General features: G+C 59.0%; 16 protein-coding genes. 7 read left to right on the top strand and 9 right to left on the bottom strand.

The genetic code is table 11. The features are described 5' to 3' along the window. Positions 1 to 2: 2 nt before the first annotated feature. The 5 genes from lptC to ACNQ62_RS02445 all read left to right on the top strand — a co-directional run bounded on the left by lptC (position 3) and on the right by ACNQ62_RS02445 (position 3,183). Positions 3 to 611: an LPS export ABC transporter periplasmic protein LptC gene (gene lptC / locus ACNQ62_RS02425; RefSeq protein WP_304950846.1), complete on the top strand. Its 609-nt coding sequence runs from the start codon at positions 3 to 5 to the stop codon at positions 609 to 611. Beyond that, positions 608 to 1,102 (top strand): LptA/OstA family protein, encoded by a 495-nt coding sequence (locus tag ACNQ62_RS02430; RefSeq protein WP_289079532.1) that lies wholly within the window; start codon positions 608 to 610, stop codon positions 1,100 to 1,102. Before lptC ends, ACNQ62_RS02430 begins: the two co-directional genes overlap by 4 nt. Then, positions 1,102 to 1,860: an LPS export ABC transporter ATP-binding protein gene (lptB, locus tag ACNQ62_RS02435; protein WP_005850564.1), complete on the top strand. Its 759-nt coding sequence runs from the start codon at positions 1,102 to 1,104 to the stop codon at positions 1,858 to 1,860. The genes ACNQ62_RS02430 and lptB overlap by 1 nt, the downstream gene beginning before the upstream one ends. 249 nt (positions 1,861 to 2,109) lie before the next feature. Continuing rightward, on the top strand, positions 2,110 to 2,676 hold the full coding sequence (gene hpf / locus ACNQ62_RS02440; protein WP_005850565.1) for a ribosome hibernation-promoting factor, HPF/YfiA family: 567 nt from the start codon (positions 2,110 to 2,112) through the stop codon (positions 2,674 to 2,676). A gap of 42 nt (positions 2,677 to 2,718) precedes the next feature. Beyond that, complete coding sequence (locus ACNQ62_RS02445; RefSeq protein ID WP_005850566.1) at positions 2,719 to 3,183, top strand: PTS sugar transporter subunit IIA; 465 nt, start codon at positions 2,719 to 2,721, stop codon at positions 3,181 to 3,183. A gap of 6 nt (positions 3,184 to 3,189) precedes the next feature. Here ACNQ62_RS02445 and ACNQ62_RS02450 read toward each other — a convergent pair whose 3' ends face one another. The 8 genes from ACNQ62_RS02450 to cysQ form a co-directional block, all read right to left on the bottom strand. Next, positions 3,190 to 4,617, bottom strand: a complete 1,428-nt coding sequence (locus tag ACNQ62_RS02450; RefSeq protein ID WP_418094119.1) for a sulfotransferase family 2 domain-containing protein — start codon at positions 4,615 to 4,617, stop codon at positions 3,190 to 3,192. Positions 4,618 to 4,619: 2 nt separating this feature from the next. After that, on the bottom strand, positions 4,620 to 6,317 hold the full coding sequence (locus ACNQ62_RS02455; protein ID WP_418094120.1) for a beta-1,6-N-acetylglucosaminyltransferase: 1,698 nt from the start codon (positions 6,315 to 6,317) through the stop codon (positions 4,620 to 4,622). Further along, the gene (locus tag ACNQ62_RS02460) at positions 6,314 to 7,300 is read right to left on the bottom strand and encodes a glycosyltransferase family 2 protein (protein WP_009825623.1); all 987 of its coding nucleotides are present in this window, start codon (positions 7,298 to 7,300) and stop codon (positions 6,314 to 6,316) included. The genes ACNQ62_RS02455 and ACNQ62_RS02460 overlap by 4 nt, the downstream gene beginning before the upstream one ends. Before the next feature lie 171 nt (positions 7,301 to 7,471). Next, complete coding sequence (locus tag ACNQ62_RS02465) at positions 7,472 to 8,509, bottom strand: glycosyltransferase family 2 protein (RefSeq protein ID WP_418094121.1); 1,038 nt, start codon at positions 8,507 to 8,509, stop codon at positions 7,472 to 7,474. After that, complete coding sequence (gene galE / locus ACNQ62_RS02470; protein WP_009825625.1) at positions 8,506 to 9,489, bottom strand: UDP-glucose 4-epimerase GalE; 984 nt, start codon at positions 9,487 to 9,489, stop codon at positions 8,506 to 8,508. Before galE ends, ACNQ62_RS02465 begins: the two co-directional genes overlap by 4 nt. Before the next feature lie 24 nt (positions 9,490 to 9,513). Then, positions 9,514 to 10,413 (bottom strand): UTP--glucose-1-phosphate uridylyltransferase GalU, encoded by a 900-nt coding sequence (gene galU, locus ACNQ62_RS02475; RefSeq protein ID WP_005850578.1) that lies wholly within the window; start codon positions 10,411 to 10,413, stop codon positions 9,514 to 9,516. Positions 10,414 to 10,694: 281 nt separating this feature from the next. Beyond that, positions 10,695 to 11,495: a 3-deoxy-manno-octulosonate cytidylyltransferase gene (locus tag ACNQ62_RS02480; RefSeq protein WP_418094122.1), complete on the bottom strand. Its 801-nt coding sequence runs from the start codon at positions 11,493 to 11,495 to the stop codon at positions 10,695 to 10,697. After that, positions 11,495 to 12,292 (bottom strand): 3'(2'),5'-bisphosphate nucleotidase CysQ, encoded by a 798-nt coding sequence (gene cysQ / locus ACNQ62_RS02485; RefSeq protein ID WP_418094123.1) that lies wholly within the window; start codon positions 12,290 to 12,292, stop codon positions 11,495 to 11,497. The genes ACNQ62_RS02480 and cysQ overlap by 1 nt, the downstream gene beginning before the upstream one ends. Before the next feature lie 112 nt (positions 12,293 to 12,404). Here cysQ and ACNQ62_RS02490 point away from each other — a divergent pair, with 112 nt between their 5' ends. Then, entirely contained in the window at positions 12,405 to 13,229 is an 825-nt protein-coding gene (locus ACNQ62_RS02490) for an ABC transporter permease (protein ID WP_005850582.1), read from the top strand. 2 nt (positions 13,230 to 13,231) lie between these two features. Here ACNQ62_RS02490 and ACNQ62_RS02495 read toward each other — a convergent pair whose 3' ends face one another. Next, the gene (locus tag ACNQ62_RS02495) at positions 13,232 to 13,834 is read right to left on the bottom strand and encodes an alpha-ketoglutarate-dependent dioxygenase AlkB family protein (RefSeq protein WP_037942528.1); all 603 of its coding nucleotides are present in this window, start codon (positions 13,832 to 13,834) and stop codon (positions 13,232 to 13,234) included. A gap of 208 nt (positions 13,835 to 14,042) precedes the next feature. Between ACNQ62_RS02495 and dnaK the strand changes: the two genes are divergently transcribed. Further along, positions 14,043 to 15,950 carry a molecular chaperone DnaK gene (gene dnaK, locus ACNQ62_RS02500; protein WP_005850585.1) on the top strand — a complete coding sequence of 636 codons (1,908 nt, stop codon included), beginning with the start codon at positions 14,043 to 14,045 and terminating at the stop codon, positions 15,948 to 15,950. Positions 15,951 to 15,990 lie beyond the last annotated feature (40 nt).

The following is a 15,990-nucleotide window of genomic DNA, read 5'->3' on the forward strand; positions in this document are numbered from 1 at the left end:
CGATGCAGGGGGACCGTTACACAAGGCTGATCTCTTGGCTCAAGGTGCTGTTCCCCTTGGCAGCGCTTGGCCTGCTGTCGACCCTGTTCCTGCTGTCGCGCGCGATTGATCCCGGGCAGGCCATCCCCTTTGCCGAGAAAGAGGTGCAAGATCGCCTGCGCGACCAGCAGATTACCGGCCCCTTCTTTACCGGCGCAACGTCAGAGGGGGACGAGCTGTCGTTCTATGCCGATGTGCTCACCCGCCCCGACGGGCAGACCGGCATGAACCACGCCGAAAACCTGCGTGCGACGATCAACACCCCCGAGGGATCGACCTTTCGCCTGCAATCGGATCTCGCCGATTTTGACATCGCCGAGGACGTGGCCGATCTGCTGGGCAAGGTGATCCTGACGACCTCGACCGGATACCGGCTGCAAAGCGAAAAGATCACGTCAGACCTGTCGGGGCTGAATATCCAGTCGCCGGGCGCGGTCCACGGCACTACCCCAGGTGGTACGCTGGAGGCTGGTGCCATGTCGATAACGCAAACAGATGATCAAACCGCCCCCCAATTGGTTTTCACAAACCGGGTGAAGCTGATATACAAACCGAAATCCAAATCAGAGTGACGTACGTGAAACACCTACTGCTGCCCGTTTTCCTGCTCCTTTCCGCGATGCCAATCGCCGCACAAGGGACCAATGTGGCCTTTGGGTCGATCCGTCAGGATACCGGCCTGCCCGTCGAGGTGACCGCCGACAACCTGTCCGTCGATCAAGGGGATGGATCGGCTGTTTTCACTGGGAATGTGCTGATCGGTCAGGGCGAGATGCGCCTGTCCGCCGCACGCGTTCTGGTTGTGTACCGTGCAGAGGCCGAAGGCATCGCGCGGCTTGAAGCGACAGGAGGTGTGACCCTTGTCTCGGGCAAGGACGCCGCCGAATCAGAGCGCGCGGATTACGACATCGACACGGGCACGATCGTGATGTCGGGGAACGTGCTGCTGACCCAAGGGCGCAATGCGCTCAGCTCTGACACGATGAGCGTCAAGCTGTCGGACGGCACGGCGCAGATGTCCGGCCGCGTGAAAACGATCCTGCAAACGGGCAGCAACAACTGATGTCTTCCCCGAATTTGACGGTCACGGATGGCGCAAGCGGTCTGCGTATCGAACACCTGCGTAAATCCTACCGCAAGAAAACTGTCATCCGCGACTTCTCGATGGAGCTGAACCGGGGCGAGGTTGTTGCCCTGCTGGGGCCGAACGGGTCCGGCAAGACGACCACGTTTTACGCCGTGGCCGGGCTGGTCATGCCCGAGGGCGGCACTGTCACGATTGATGGCAAGAACGTCACCACCCTGCCGATGTATCGCCGCGCACAGCTTGGCATCGGCTACCTCCCGCAAGAGATGAGCATCTTTCGCGGGCTCAGCGTGCAAGACAATATCTCGGCGATTCTGGATATCTCTATCTCTGACGCGCGCGGGCGGCGTGAACGGCTTGAAGCCTTGCTGTCGGAATTTTCCATCGAACACCTGCGCCGTGCGCCGGCCTTGGCCCTGTCAGGCGGGGAGCGTCGCCGCGTGGAAATCGCCCGTTGTCTGGCGGCCGATCCCAAATACCTGCTGCTCGACGAGCCCTTTGCGGGCGTGGACCCGATTTCGGTGGATGACATCCGCCATCTGGTTGCCGATCTGAAAAAGCGCGGCATCGGCGTGCTGATCACCGACCATAACGTTCGGGAAACATTGGATATTGTGGACCGTGCTTACATCTTGCACGAAGGTACTGTGTTGATGTCCGGCACCCCCGAAGAGGTCGTGCAGAACGAGAATGTGCGCCGGGTCTACCTGGGCGATAACTTCCGCATTTCCTAATCAACTACAGACATATTGCGCTAGTTTCCGCACATCCATGCGCCGGATTCATTTGACAACGCGGCCCAATCACGCGCTCAATAGGACTATGGCGAGACGGCGTATCATGTTTGTGCTGCATCCCCCCCTTCCCAAAGGGATGGTGTCTCTCAAACTCGTCGCATCGTCATTCACCCGCATCTGACCCCGCCTTTACCGCATTTTATGCGGCCTATGGTGTTGTCCGGATCATAAGAACAAGGAGAATTTATGCGGTACCAAATCAGTGGCAAACAAATCGACATCGGCGAAGCCCTGCAAACGCATGTGAAAACGGAATTGGGCGAAGCTGTCCAGAAGTATGCTGAGCGTCCGACGGACGCGAATGTCATCTTTTCCAAATCCGGTCACGAGTTCGTCTGCGAAACGACGGTGCACCTATCGACTGGCCTTACGGCGTCAGCGAAAGCGCATGCTACTGATATCTATGGATCTTTCGATTCATGTGCAGCAAAGATGGAAAAGCAGCTAAGGCGCTACAAGCGACGGTTGAAAGATCACCATCGCGAGCGTGCGCAACCGGTTGAACTTTTCGGTGCATCCTCGTATATCCTCGCCTCAGAAAGCGATTCAGACGCGCAGGAACCCGAAACACTCCAACCCATGATCATCGCGGAAATGCAGACCAAGATCGCGACCTTGTCTGTGGGTGAAGCTGTGATGCAGATGGAAATTTCGGGAACGCCTGTCGTGGTCTTCCGCAAAGACGGTCAAGAAGGCGTAAACGTTGTCTACCGTCGCGATGACGGCAACATCGGCTGGATCGATCCGTCGTAACACAAACCGGACCCATCAGCGGCCGAGAACAGAGCGAGCAGAATGAATTTTGCGAAACTCCTAAAGCCGGGGGCTGTCAAAGTCCTCACATCGGCCTCAAGCAAGAAACGCCTGCTCCACGATATCGGGGAGCTGGCGCATAATGCTTACGGCTTGAAAGCCGCCGCGGTGGTCGAAGCCTTGATGACGCGCGAATCCCTTGGTCCGACAGGCGTGGGCCACGGGGTCGCGCTGCCCCACGCGCGGCTTGAAGGTCTGGACAATGTGCTGGGCGCCTTTGTGCTTCTCGACAAGCCGATCGATTTCAACGCGGTCGACCGCCAGCCGGTCGATATCGCCTTTGCCCTGTTTGCCCCTGAAAGCGCGGGTGTCGAACACCTCAAGGCGCTGGCGCTGGTGTCGCGTACACTGCGCAATGCCTCTGTCTGCTCTAAGCTGCGGGCCAACCCGGACCCTGCCACGCTTTACGCGATCCTGACCGAAGCACAGGCAACGCAGGCCGCCTAAGCGGCGCTACCCCCAGCTTTTGAACCCGAACATCATATAGTCCCGCTGGTATGCGTCGGATGCGCGTTTTTCGATGTCGTCATCATAGATGTCGGCCAGCGCATAGGGGTGGGTTGCGGGTCGTGCGGGCAAGGCTGCGGGCGGTTGCACCCCGACGCTTTGCGCCAAGGCTGACAGCTCTGCGGCTAGCTCATCCTCGCGGATGATCCGGTCGGGCAAGGCGAATTCGCCGAAACCCTGTACCGCCTGCGCCTGCGTGCACCACGCCTGATCCACACGAATTGCTGTCTGCCCGTTCAGATTCCCTTTGAGGAAAGTCAGAAACGCCTTGAACGCCGCGCGATGCGCTTCGGCGTCATAGCTGTTGTCCGGTTCGCCTTTCGGCAGCGGCAGCTTGTAGCGGTTGATCAACGTCGTGCGCAGCTGCGGGTAGCTGCCTTTGTCCGTGGTCACGATGTGCCGGCAGAACGCGTCATGCGCACGGTCCACCGGATGCCGCAGCACAGTGAAACTGCGGTGACCGGGATGCCGGCGCTTCCATTGGCGTAACTGTTTCTGGTTCAACTTGGTTTGCAGCTTGTCCCGCCCGACACCATCCAGCGCCGCCATCCAGTCCAGCACCTGCGGCTCTGGCCCGCTGCGCAAGGGCAAATAAAGCAACGGAGCTTCGGCCGCCGCGACATAGGACGGCACCACCGGCCCGCGGCGGGGTTCGAAATTCGGGGTGCGGGTCAGGTCGAAGCGATCCATCCGGCCAAGCGCATCCAGCATATCGTCATAATTGCTGACCTTGGCCGAGATCGGGTCGGGGTTCTGCTTTTTCAGACTTTTATCCAACGCCTCTAGCGGGTGATCCACGCCCAGATACCGCGCCAGACCGTTCATCACCTCGACGCTTTGCAGATCCTCATAGGCCACGTAAAACGCCGTCTGCCCCAGCTTCTGCAACCGGTTCAACAGTGTCAGCTGGAACGCCTGAAGCGCCTCTAGGTGGTCCGAGAATTCTTCTTCGTCAAAGACGGCTTGCGCCTTTTTCCGCGCTTTCACATCCGTCAATTTCCACTGACCGGTGCTGCGCGCGATCTTCCAGCTGACGTAGCTTTCGACAGGGTTGCGCGTCAGGATGATCTTGGCGCAGGTGTCGTCTTCCAGCAGCGGATCCAGAACGCGCGGGTCGTGGTTGTGGAAATAGCGAAACCCGCCGATGCCCTTGGTCTTGTCGCGTATCGCAACCAGCAGCTTTGTCGGGTCGTCGTCCCGTGTTTGCTGGTCTATGCCCAAAATCTCGGTGCTTTTGGGGTAGCCGATAAAATGCGGGTTGAAGGCCTCGCCGTGGCAGGTGATCCCGTCAAAGGCGTTCAGGTTACTCTCCAGAAAGTTGGAGCCCGTGCGCATTTCGGCAAAGACGACAAAGCTTTTGAATTTAGAACTCATATTTATTGCACCAGATAGGGTTTGCGCGGCGGTTTCTGGGGGGCCAACATGCCACGTTCAACAGGAAAGTCGCCCATCAGATAGGGGTGCATCCCCTGGTTCTTGAGGTTCTGCAGGAATTGGCCAAAGCCGGTGAGATCCGCCATCTTTGGCACCTCGGACAGACGACCTGTTTTGACCTGCCCGATCTCGTCCAGAATGCTTTGCAGCGGCTCCATCGGGGCTTCGATGAATTCGGCCATCGTCCAGATACGCACCCGCGCCTTGGCGTAATGCGACCGCAGCACCTTCATATGTTCGCTTTCGATCTTTTGCAGCGCGGCGGCGGTGCGGCGAATGTCGGCGAAATCCTGATTGGACCGGAATAGCGGCACGGCCCAAGCCCCGGTGATCACCGACACCTGCGCATTCGGATCCTTGGCGATGTTCCAGACGATATCCTGATTGTCCTGCGGGCCGAACTGGAAGCATTGACGTTCGCCACGGGTGTTCCAGATCAGATTGGTCAGAAACGCCTTGGGGTCATAGTCGCGTATCTTAGCGCTATTACTCAGCGCCCCGTTGATCGAGTTCTGCCCATCGGCAAAATGCACGCGATCCGGTGCGAACAGATGGCCATGCACCCGCGCGCCGGTGGATTTGGTGAGCCAGGGTTCAAAGTTCTCGAACAGCTCGACAAATCCCTGAAACACGGAATAGGGCGCGGCGGTGACGCCATTTTCCCAATCTTCATTGGGGAAGCGGCTTTGCATATAGAGCCCCGCCCGCCCCCGCGTACGCCGTTCAACCGCTTTGGCAAAGACACGGTCAATCTTGCCGGGGTTCGGCTCTGTCCGCTTCATGGCACCCGCCTCATCGGTGAGGAACGCCTCGTAGAGCCTGTCCGCTTTGGGCCATATCTTGCGCGCGACAAAGCAATCGGACCGCCGCAGAAGCTGGAGGTGATCGTCGTAAAAGATATGCGGCTTGCCCTGAAAATCGAACTTGGACAGGGTCAGCGACCGGCTTTCGATCTGGGTCGAATACAGCCGCGCGAGCGTCTGGAAGTAGCTTTCATCCGGTATCCAGACGTGGCGGAAATAGGCGTCGTAGGCGGTGCGTTTCGGGTCTTGCAGGATCGCCGACAGGGTTTGCCGCGTCAGGCACCACCATTGCGACCCCATATGCGGCACGACCCCCTTGGGGATACGCCGCTTGAGCCCGATAAAGCGCTGCACAGCCACCGCCTTGTCGAACAGATAGCGCCGCCGTTTCCACGAAAAGGGAAAACGCATGGTAAAACGTTCTTCGTCCAGCCCGCCGACGGTCCAGGGCACATCGGCTGTAGTGGCGCTTTCGATAAAATCGGTGCGCGGGCGGGCGGCAAGATAGTCGATCAGCTCTTTCACCGGACGCAGCGGCAGGCATGACCCCGATGCCAGATATACATGGCGCACATCCGGAAAGCGGTTCAGCATCATCTCGGACGCGGTTTGCGAGGCGGCCACCAGCCCCCATGTCCCCCATTCGCAACGGTATCTTTTGCTGAACACCAGCGCGGGCACATCCGCCAACGCTTGCACAAAAGCATCATGGGTCTGGCGTGGCACCGATTTATCGACGTGGATCACCACCGGACAGCCCGCCGCCGCCCAATGTCGCGCGACCTGTTCAGCGCGGCCAAGGGCGGTGTGCACCAGCATGACGATCCCGACGCTCATGCCCAGTTCCCCTTGGACATGAGCCCCAGAATCTCGAGCTGGCGCCAGTTGATATATTTCTCGGACCACTTGCCCCACAGCTGCGGGTTCTGGTCGGGGTTGTTGGCATAGGTCTTGTATTCGATGGATTTGGCATAGTGCTGGCCGCGCACAAGCTCCTCTGCCGCCTTGGCGCTAAAGGTATCCAGGAATTTGGCATGTAGCAGCACGCCTGATGCTTTCTCTCCGCCCCATTCGTCATAGACACGGTTCAACCCGCGCGGCAGCAGCATATGGGTGGAACTGACATAGGCATAGCGCCGGTCCCATTTGACCAAGGGCACCTTGTTCAGCGCGGGGGCCTTGGCGGGCTTGTGTTTGAAAAATACCCGCGCACGCGGCCCGCCCTGTATCCACAGGTTTCCATATTTGGCATTGCGCGAGATCGCGTAGTTGCCGCTGTCGAACCACGATGCGATCTCCATCGGGTTCTGCCCCTCTTGATAGGGTTCATCCCCCAGCCGTCCCTTGGGGTAGACATCCAGCAGCATCGCGCCAAAGCTGCGGATCTCGCAGTTATCCAGCCAGTCGGTCAGCGCCTGAACCGGCCGCGTATCGCAAAACGGATAGACAAAGAATTCATCCGGATCGACCACCAGCACCCAATGCCCGTGCGCGTATTTGCGTTTGAGGTAGTTCATCCAGTCGACACCGAACCCCGACCGCCGATAGCTGGCATCCGTATGCCAGACAGAGACATCCTTCATCCCGCGCAGGTAATCGGCACTGCCGTCGTCGGACCCGTTATCGACAAAGAGAAAGTGGTTGATCCCCAGCTCTCGATAATACTCCAGGAAATACGGGAGCCGGATTTTCTCGTTCCGCATGGTGCAGACAAGCAAGACATCATCGGGACGGATGGCGCTGGTGTTGTCCTGAACATGTGTCAGCTCGGACGACTTGCGCAGCGCCCGGATCAACCGCCGCTTGCGCCGCACGCGCATCTTGTAAGAATCCCAAAGGCTCACGTGTTCTCCATACCCTGCGCGGAATGCCCTGCCGGCCTAGGGCCTTCATTCCATCAGGTTCCAAGCCAATATGTCATGGGCCGTGTTCATAAACAACGTACTTTGAAACAGTTACGCGTTGCCGGAATGACGGGCAGGCCGGGAAATTCAGGCCCAGGGGCTGCGCATCAGGTTGCAGTCTTCCAGATCCGCCGGCCCGGTATAGCGCCGCGCGTCTGCATGCCACAGATCGGGGGCGTCAGCGATCTGGTCATAGTAACCGTCAAACTGTGCTGGGTTGTGAAAATGCTGCCCCCGTGCCTTTTCCTGACGGGACTTCGCAATGATCTCTGGCAGGAACTTACTGTGCAGCAACACCCCCGAGGCCTCCCCCCCCCCCGGCCCATCGTAGATGTCATTCAGCGCGGGCGGCAGGAGGGAGTGGGTCGAATTCACATAGACATAGCGCCGATGCCAGCGGATCAGCGGTATCTTGTTCAACGTCGGTGACTGGCTGGGACGATCGGCAAAGAAAACCCGTTCGCGGGCACCACCCTGCACCCAAAGGTTGTTCAGCGGCCACTGACGTACTGCCCGATAGGGGGCGGGGTCGAACCAATCCAGCACCTGCGCCGGGTCTTGGCCGGGGGCATAAAACTGCGCGCCCAATGGGCCCTTCGGAAACATATCCAGCATCAGCGTGCCGAACCCTTTGCGCGCTTTACGTTCAAGTTGATCGGTCAATGCGGGCAGCTTCCGCGTCTCCATCTGGTCATAGACCAGCAGCTCGTCCGCATCGACGGTCAGACACCAGCGCCCGTGCCCATGCCGCCACAGCAGCCAGTTCAGCCAATCCAGCCCGAACCGCGACGCGCGATAGCTGGCAGAGGTTTGCCACAGGGTCACATCGGGCTGTGCCGCCAGCATTTCGGTACTGCCATCGTCACTGCCATTGTCGATCATCAGAAAATGCGCGACGCCAAGATCGCGGTAGTGATCCAGAAAATACGGAAGCCGCGCGGCCTCGTTGCGCAGCACGACAAAGGCGAGCACGCCATCGCGCGGAATGGCGGGCCGCGTTGGCGCTTTCAACTGATTCCGCGACCGCAAAGCACGCCACAGCAGCCGCCGCCGTTTCAACCGCATCCGATAGGCACCCCATAGCCGGGCCCCTCGCGACGCGGGAACAGCGGCGCTGTCGGTCATGCGCTATAGTGGCCGGTCTGGTGCCATCTCCACGCGTCGGTGATCATCTGCTGCAGGGTCGACCGTGTGGGCCGCCAGCCCAGCTCTGTCTCGGCGCGGACCGAGCCCGAGACCAGTTTGGTGCAATCGCCCGGTCGCCGGTCGCCTTCGGTCATGGGGACGGCGCGGTTGGTGACCTCGCGGCTGTGTTCCACAACCTCGCGCACGGAAAACCCGGTGCCGGTGCCCAGATTGAACACGCGACTGCCCTTATCCTCTCGCAGCCAGTTCAGCCCCAGAACATGGGCATCCACCAGATCGCAGACATGCACATAATCACGAATGCAGGTGCCATCGGGCGTATCGTAATCGGTGCCAAAGATCGTCAGCGCATCCCGTTTGCCGTCGATGGCGTCCAGCATCAGCGGGATCAAATGTGTCTCGGGCTGGTGGAATTCGCCCACCTCCCCCTCGGGGTCGGCACCGGCTACGTTGAAATAGCGGAAGATCACGCTTTGCAGGCCATAAGCCGCCTCGAAATCGCGCAGGATATCTTCGATCGCGCGCTTGGAGGCCCCGTAGGCATTGATCGGGTGCTGCGCGCTATTTTCATCCAGCACGACATTGTCCTGATCGCCATAGGTCGCACAGGTGGACGAAAAGACGAAGTGTTTGCAGCCTGCGGCGACCGTCGCCTCGATCAGGTTCAGCGACCCTTCGACGTTGTTGCGCCAATAGGTGCCGGGCTGTTTCATGCTATCGCCCACTTGGCTAAGCGCGGCAAAATGCATGACGGCGACCGGCTGGTATTGTTCAAACGCGGCGTCAATCTCGGCGCGGTTCAGCAGGTCACCCTGCACGAACGGGCCGAATTTTACTGCGTCACGCCAGCCGGTGACCAGATTATCGAAGGTGACGGGGGTATGCCCTGCGGCGGCCAGCGCCTTGCACGCGTGCGACCCGATATAGCCCGCGCCGCCGGTGACCAAGATATTCGCCATACGCCCGTCCCTATCGTCCTGCGCTTATTGCGCTGCGGTTTCACCCTGCATGATGTCTTGCAGATACGCACGCAGATCATCGCGCAGCTCTTCACGTGCCAGCCCGAAGGACACGGTCGCCTGCAGGAAACCGGACTTGGAACCGCAGTCGAAACGCTGGCCCTTGAAGCGGTAACCATAGACATCATTGCCTTGGGTCAGCTCTGCTGCGATGGCGTCGGTCAGCTGGATTTCCCCGCCCGAGCCGGACTTCAGCTGGTTCAGGTTCTTCAGCACGTTCGGCGACAGGATATAGCGGCCGATTACGGCAAGGTTCGACGGCGCGTCTTCGGCTTTGGGCTTTTCGACCATGCCCTTCACCTTGACCAGCTCGCCATCGGTTTGGCCCTCGTCGATGTCCAGCATCCCGTAGGAGGAGGATTTTTCAGGGTTCACTTCCATCGCCGCAACCATGTTGCCGCCGGTCTCGTTATAGGCTTCGATCATCTGCTGCAGGCAGGGCTTATCGGCAGCAATCACGTCATCGGGCAGCATCACCGCAAAGGGTTCATTGCCGATCAGACGACGGGCGCACCATACCGCGTGGCCCAGACCAAGCGCTTTGTGTTGGCGGATATAGGCGATGGCACCGCTGTCCATATTGGTGCTTTTCAGGATCTCCATCAGCTCTGTCTTGCCCTTGGAGCGCAGTTCCTGCTCCAGCACGGGAGAGTGATCAAAGTAATCTTCCAGCGCGCCCTTGCCGCGGGAGGTGACAAAGATGAATTCCTTGATGCCCGCCGCGCGGGCCTCGTCGATGGCGTATTGCACCAGCGGGCGATCGACCAGGGTCATGATCTCTTTGGGGACAGACTTTGTCGCGGGCAAAAACCGCGTTCCCAAACCTGCCACCGGAAAAATCGCTTTTGTTACTTTCTTAGCCATGTGAAATCGTCGCCTTTATACATTTACGTGCGGATAACCGAGTTAGCGCTCATTGAATTGCAAACCACCATGCTGCCAGCCCTAAATATGGGCAGCGCCTAAAATATGGCGGCTTCTTGCTGATTTTGCGGTCAAAAGCTCCTTTATGCCGCAGCTTGCACATCTTTGCGCCTTATCCGTCGTTTTCGTTAAATAAATCAGAACGCCGGATCGCTGTGGCTTTATTCATTACAGGTTGCACGCCCCGCCGCAATATTGGCGATGGCGGTGGGGCGGTGCGATTACGCCAACCCCATCTCGGCCATCATCGCTTCGATCTTTGGCACATCTTCGGGGTTGTTCAGCTCCCAGAACTGGCGGCCCTTGGCCTCGACCTCGACGCAGAGCACCTTGTGGCTGTTTTCCATGAAGCGCAGCTGCTCCAACCCTTCAAGCTGTTCAAGCGGGCCGACCTTCCATGACGGATAGGCCGCCAGCGCGTCGGGGCGATAGGCATAGACGCCCACGTGGTGAAACACCGGCGTGGCATCGGTATCCTCATAGGTTTTCGACGTGAACGGCACGACTTCCTTTGAAAAATACATGGCCGCATGATCCGCAGCGAAAACGGCGGTGGTGCCCCCCACCCGACCCGCTTTGCGGTCGGCCAGCAGCCCGTTCAACGCCGTGCCATCGCAGCGCAATACCGGCGTCGCGATACCGGCATCAGGGTCGCCTTGCAGACCCTGCACAAGGCTTTCGACAAACCAATGTGGTGTCAGCGGCGCGTCGCCTTGCAGGTTCACCACGATGTCATAGCCACCGCCCAGAACCGCATGGGCTTCGGCGCAACGCTCTGTCCCGTTGGCACAGTCGACCGAGGTCATCACCACCTCGGCCCCGAAGGCTTCGGCGGCGTCCTTGATGCGATCATCATCGGTGGCCACAACGACCTTGTCGACGCCCTGAATCTCGCAGGCAGCACGCCAGCTGCGTTCGATCAGGCTGCGTGCCGTACCGCTCGCCCCTGTCAACAGCGCCAGCGGTTTCGCCGGATAGCGGGTGGAGGCATAGCGGGCGGGAATGACAATAAGGACCGACATCAGGAGGCTTTCAGATCAACGCCCGGTGCATGGGCGATAAAGAAGGGGTTGGCAAAATCGGCTTTGCCGTAGGTCAGCGGGGTCAGGTCGTCAAAGCGCACAACGGCCCCACCAGCGCCGGTCAGAACCGCGTGGCCTGCAGCCGTGTCCCATTCCATCGTGCGCCCGACCCGAGGGTAAAGATCCGCCTCGCCCGTGGCGATCAGGCAGAACTTCAGCGACGAGCCCGCGCTTTTCATGTCGCGCACATTGTATTTCGCGATGTAGTCATCGGTCGCCTGATCGCGGTGCGACTTGGACGCGACGACCATCAGCGCGGCATTATCCGGCGTAGAGACTGATATCGGCTGCACAGGGCCCATGCTGTCTTTGGGGAAATCGCCGGTTTCCTCGACCGCGCTGCCATCGGCCAGCGTGAAAAACATGCGCGAACGGGCGGGGGCATAGACCACACCGCGTGTCGGCACGCCGCCTTCGACCAGCGCGATGTTCACGGTGAAATCGCCCCGACGGTTGATGAACTCTTTCGTGCCGTCCAGCGGGTCCACGATCAGGAATGTATCGCCCGATGCCGAATGGGTGGCCGACTGCTCTTCCGTGACAAGCATCACATCAGGGAACGCCGCGCGCAGCCCCTCCGAGATGATCTTGTCCGCCGCTTCGTCGGCAATGGTCACAGGGCTTTCGTCGGATTTGGTTTTGACCTCGAAATCATCCGCGCCGTAAATCTCCATGATCTTGTCGCCTGCTTCGATCGACAAACGGCGCATCACCGTTACCAGTTGCTCATAATCCATAATGTCGCGGCCTTTTCAGTTTCGTTGATTACTTTGCGCAAACCCCTTATGATTGCGCCTTGACGGAACAGCAAGAATTCCGTGCGAGGGTACGTCACAAAGAGGCTTTACGATGTTTCAACCAAGGCGCACCAACACGGGCAATTTCCGCTCGGCCGTTAACTTCTTTGAACTCGTCTACCACTCCGTCGTGCGCTCTGTGCGCAAGCAGCACAACAATGCCTTTGCCGCCATCGGGATCAACATCCTGCAAGCGGTGATCTTTGTTGGCGTGTTCTATGTCATGTTCTCGGTTCTGGGGATGCGCGGGGCGGCCATTCGGGGCGATTTCGTGATCTACATCATGACCGGCATCTTTCTGTTCATGGTGCACACCAAAACGGTTGCCGCCGTCGCCGCTGCCGAGGGACCGGCGAGTGCGATGATGAAACACGCGCCGATGACCACGATGATCGCACTGGCTGCGGCGGCCTTGGGCGCGCTGTATATTCAGATGCTATCGCTGATCCTGATCATGTCGGTCTATCACCTGGCCTTCAACCCGGTGGTGATCTACGACCCGTCGGGCGTGATGTTCATGCTGATGATCGCGTGGTTTACGGGCGTGGCCGTGGGGATGGTGCTGCTAGCGATCAAACCCTGGGCACCGGCCTTTACACAGATCTTCACGACGATTTACCAGCGGGCGAATATGATCGCTTCGGGCAAGATGTTTCTGGCCAATTCGCTGCCCTCCTTCATGCTGGCCATGTTTGACTGGAACCCCTTGTTCCACGTCATCGACCAGGCGCGCGGTTATGCGTTTATCAACTACAACCCGCGCTACAGTAACTGGGAATATGCGGTTTGGGTCGGTGTGGTCCTGATGGTGATCGGGCTGATGGGTGAATTCTACACCCGTAAACACGCCTCCGCGAGCTGGAGCGCGCGACGCTAGGCTCAGGTCACGACCCGCAGTGTGATGTTGATCCGCCCGCCCTTGGGCAACAGCGTCGAAGACCCCGCACGAATGCGGTCGATCCCGTGATAGTTCAGCCGTGCCTCACCGCCCATGACAACGACATCGCCCGATTGCAGCCAAAGGCTGTCGGTTTTGCCACCGCGCTTCTGACCGCCGACGCGCAACATTCCTTCGTCGCCAAGCGAGATGGACACGACCGGCCAGCGGAAATCCGTCTCGTTCTTGTCCTGATGCAGGCCCATCTTCGCGTCTGACGCGTAATAGTTGATAAGGCAGGACTCCGGCTGCCGCTCTAGCCCCGTCAGGTCATTCCAGATCGCCAATACCTCGGGCGGGATCGCAGGCCACGGGGTGCCGTTGGGGTGGGTTGGCGCATAGCGATAGCCCTGCGTATCGGACAGCCAGCCGTAGTCCCCCGCGGAGGTCATACGCACCGACATCTGCTGCCCGCTTGGCATGACGGGGCGGAAGAACGGCACCTGTTTGACCACGCCGCGCACAGCATCCAGCAGCCCGCGCTGCGCCGACAACGTAAGGTATGATTTGTGAATTTCGAAGCCGCGTAACCGCAATATCGTCATCTAAACGCCCTTCTTGCCTGCTTTCGCGAAAAATCCACGCAGAATCCGCCTCTCCTTTCTCATGCAACGGTTGCAGGGTCCATATCTGCTCCTTATATACGCCGAGAACCGCTAAAGGCATCCGGCCTTTGGTGAAAAAGATCGGGGCAAAGGTGCCACAACGGGCCTGCGCTTCGTGTCATCGCCTTGAGTAAAAGAGGGATCAAACATGGCCAAAGTTATTGGTATCGACCTAGGAACGACAAACAGCTGTATCGCCATCATGGACGGCAGCCAGCCTCGCGTTATCGAAAACGCCGAAGGCGCGCGCACCACGCCCTCCATCGTTGCGTTCACAGACGACGAACGTCTGGTTGGGCAGCCTGCCAAACGGCAAGCGGTTACCAACCCAGACAACACAATTTTCGGCGTGAAACGCCTGATCGGCCGTCGCAATGACGACGCGGATCTGGCCAAGGACAAAAAGAACCTGCCCTTCACCGTCATGGACGGTGGGAATGGTGACGCATGGGTACAAGCCAAGGGCGAGAAATACTCCCCCTCGCAAATCTCTGCGTTCATCCTTGGCAAAATGAAGGAAACAGCGGAATCCTATCTGGGCGAAGAAGTCACCCAGGCCGTGATCACTGTGCCTGCCTACTTTAACGACGCTCAGCGTCAGGCGACCAAAGATGCGGGCAAGATTGCCGGTCTGGAAGTACTGCGGATCATCAACGAACCGACAGCGGCGGCCTTGGCGTATGGTCTGGACAAGAAAGACACGCAAACCATCGCGGTCTATGACCTTGGCGGCGGTACATTCGACGTGACCATCCTTGAGATCGACGATGGCCTGTTCGAAGTGAAATCCACCAACGGTGACACGTTCCTGGGTGGTGAAGACTTCGACATGCGCATCGTGAACTACCTTGCGGATGAATTCAAAAAGACCAACGGCGTCGACCTGACCCAAGACAAGATGGCGCTTCAGCGTCTGAAAGAAGCGGCAGAGAAGGCCAAGATCGAACTGTCCAGCGCAAGCCAGACAGAGATCAACCAGCCGTTCATCTCGATGGGCAAAGATGGCTCGCCACTGCACATGGTGATGAAGCTGACCCGCTCCAAGCTGGAGCAATTGGTTGGTGACCTGATCAAAGCGTCGATGAAGCCCTGCGCAGCCGCGTTGAAAGATGCCGGTGTATCCGCATCCGAGATCGACGAAGTCGTTCTGGTCGGCGGTATGACACGTATGCCGCGCGTCATCGAGGAAGTGACCAAGTTCTTCGGCAAAGAGCCCCATAAGGGTGTGAACCCTGACGAGGTTGTTGCCTTGGGTGCGGCCATTCAGGCCGGTGTTCTGCAAGGCGACGTCAAAGACGTTGTTCTGCTGGACGTGACACCGCTGAGCCTTGGTATCGAAACGCTGGGTGGCGTGTTCACCCGTCTGATCGACCGCAACACCACGATCCCGACGAAGAAGTCGCAGGTCTTCTCGACCGCCGAGGATAACCAAAGCGCCGTGACCATCCGCGTCTTCCAAGGGGAGCGTGAAATGGCTGCGGACAACAAGATCCTTGGTGCGTTCAATCTGGAAAGCATCCCACCCGCACCCCGCGGCATGCCCCAGATCGAAGTGACCTTTGACATCGACGCAAACGGTATTGTTGCCGTAGGCGCGCTGGATAAAGGCACAGGCAAAGAGCAGAAGATCACGATCCAGGCGTCCGGCGGTCTGTCCGATGCGGATATCGAAAAGATGGTGAAAGACGCCGAAGAAAATGCCGACGCCGACAAAGAGCGCCGCGCATTGATCGAGGCGAAAAACCAGGCGGAATCGCTGATCCACTCGACCGAGAAGTCGCTGGAAGAGCATTCTGACAAGGTTGACCCGACCACCGTCGAAGCGATCGAACTGGCCATTGCTGCACTGAACGACGAACTGGCGACCGACAATGTTGATAAGATCAACAACGGTATCCAGAACGTCACCGAAGCGGCGATGAAACTGGGCGAAGCCATCTACAAGGCGGCTCAGGACGAAAACGAAGACGTTGCCCCGGCTGCGGATGCACCCGAAGGTGACGACGATATCGTCGATGCCGATTTCGAAGATCTGGACGATAACAAGCGCGCGTAAGCACGCCCACGGAACCACTGAAGGGGCCGGTCCGCTTGCC

The organism is Sulfitobacter sp. SBS6 (assembly GCF_048285585.1).
Classification (GTDB): Bacteria; Pseudomonadota; Alphaproteobacteria; order Rhodobacterales; family Rhodobacteraceae; genus Sulfitobacter; species Sulfitobacter pontiacus.

Coding starts and splice junctions, on each gene's coding strand:
- ACNQ62_RS02465 (WP_418094121.1), bottom strand. CDS start 8,509: ATGACCGACAGCGCCGCTGTTCCCGCGTCGCGAGGGGCCCGGCTATGG.
- lptB (WP_005850564.1), top strand. CDS start 1,102: ATGTCTTCCCCGAATTTGACGGTCACGGATGGCGCAAGCGGTCTGCGT.
- ACNQ62_RS02450 (WP_418094119.1), bottom strand. CDS start 4,617: ATGAGTTCTAAATTCAAAAGCTTTGTCGTCTTTGCCGAAATGCGCACG.
- dnaK (WP_005850585.1), top strand. CDS start 14,043: ATGGCCAAAGTTATTGGTATCGACCTAGGAACGACAAACAGCTGTATC.
- ACNQ62_RS02460 (WP_009825623.1), bottom strand. CDS start 7,300: ATGCGCGTGCGGCGCAAGCGGCGGTTGATCCGGGCGCTGCGCAAGTCG.
- ACNQ62_RS02480 (WP_418094122.1), bottom strand. CDS start 11,495: ATGTCGGTCCTTATTGTCATTCCCGCCCGCTATGCCTCCACCCGCTAT.
- ACNQ62_RS02490 (WP_005850582.1), top strand. CDS start 12,405: ATGTTTCAACCAAGGCGCACCAACACGGGCAATTTCCGCTCGGCCGTT.
- ACNQ62_RS02495 (WP_037942528.1), bottom strand. CDS start 13,834: ATGACGATATTGCGGTTACGCGGCTTCGAAATTCACAAATCATACCTT.
- hpf (WP_005850565.1), top strand. CDS start 2,110: ATGCGGTACCAAATCAGTGGCAAACAAATCGACATCGGCGAAGCCCTG.
- ACNQ62_RS02445 (WP_005850566.1), top strand. CDS start 2,719: ATGAATTTTGCGAAACTCCTAAAGCCGGGGGCTGTCAAAGTCCTCACA.
- galU (WP_005850578.1), bottom strand. CDS start 10,413: ATGGCTAAGAAAGTAACAAAAGCGATTTTTCCGGTGGCAGGTTTGGGA.
- cysQ (WP_418094123.1), bottom strand. CDS start 12,292: ATGGATTATGAGCAACTGGTAACGGTGATGCGCCGTTTGTCGATCGAA.
- galE (WP_009825625.1), bottom strand. CDS start 9,489: ATGGCGAATATCTTGGTCACCGGCGGCGCGGGCTATATCGGGTCGCAC.
- lptC (WP_304950846.1), top strand. CDS start 3: ATGCAGGGGGACCGTTACACAAGGCTGATCTCTTGGCTCAAGGTGCTG.
- ACNQ62_RS02455 (WP_418094120.1), bottom strand. CDS start 6,317: ATGAGCGTCGGGATCGTCATGCTGGTGCACACCGCCCTTGGCCGCGCT.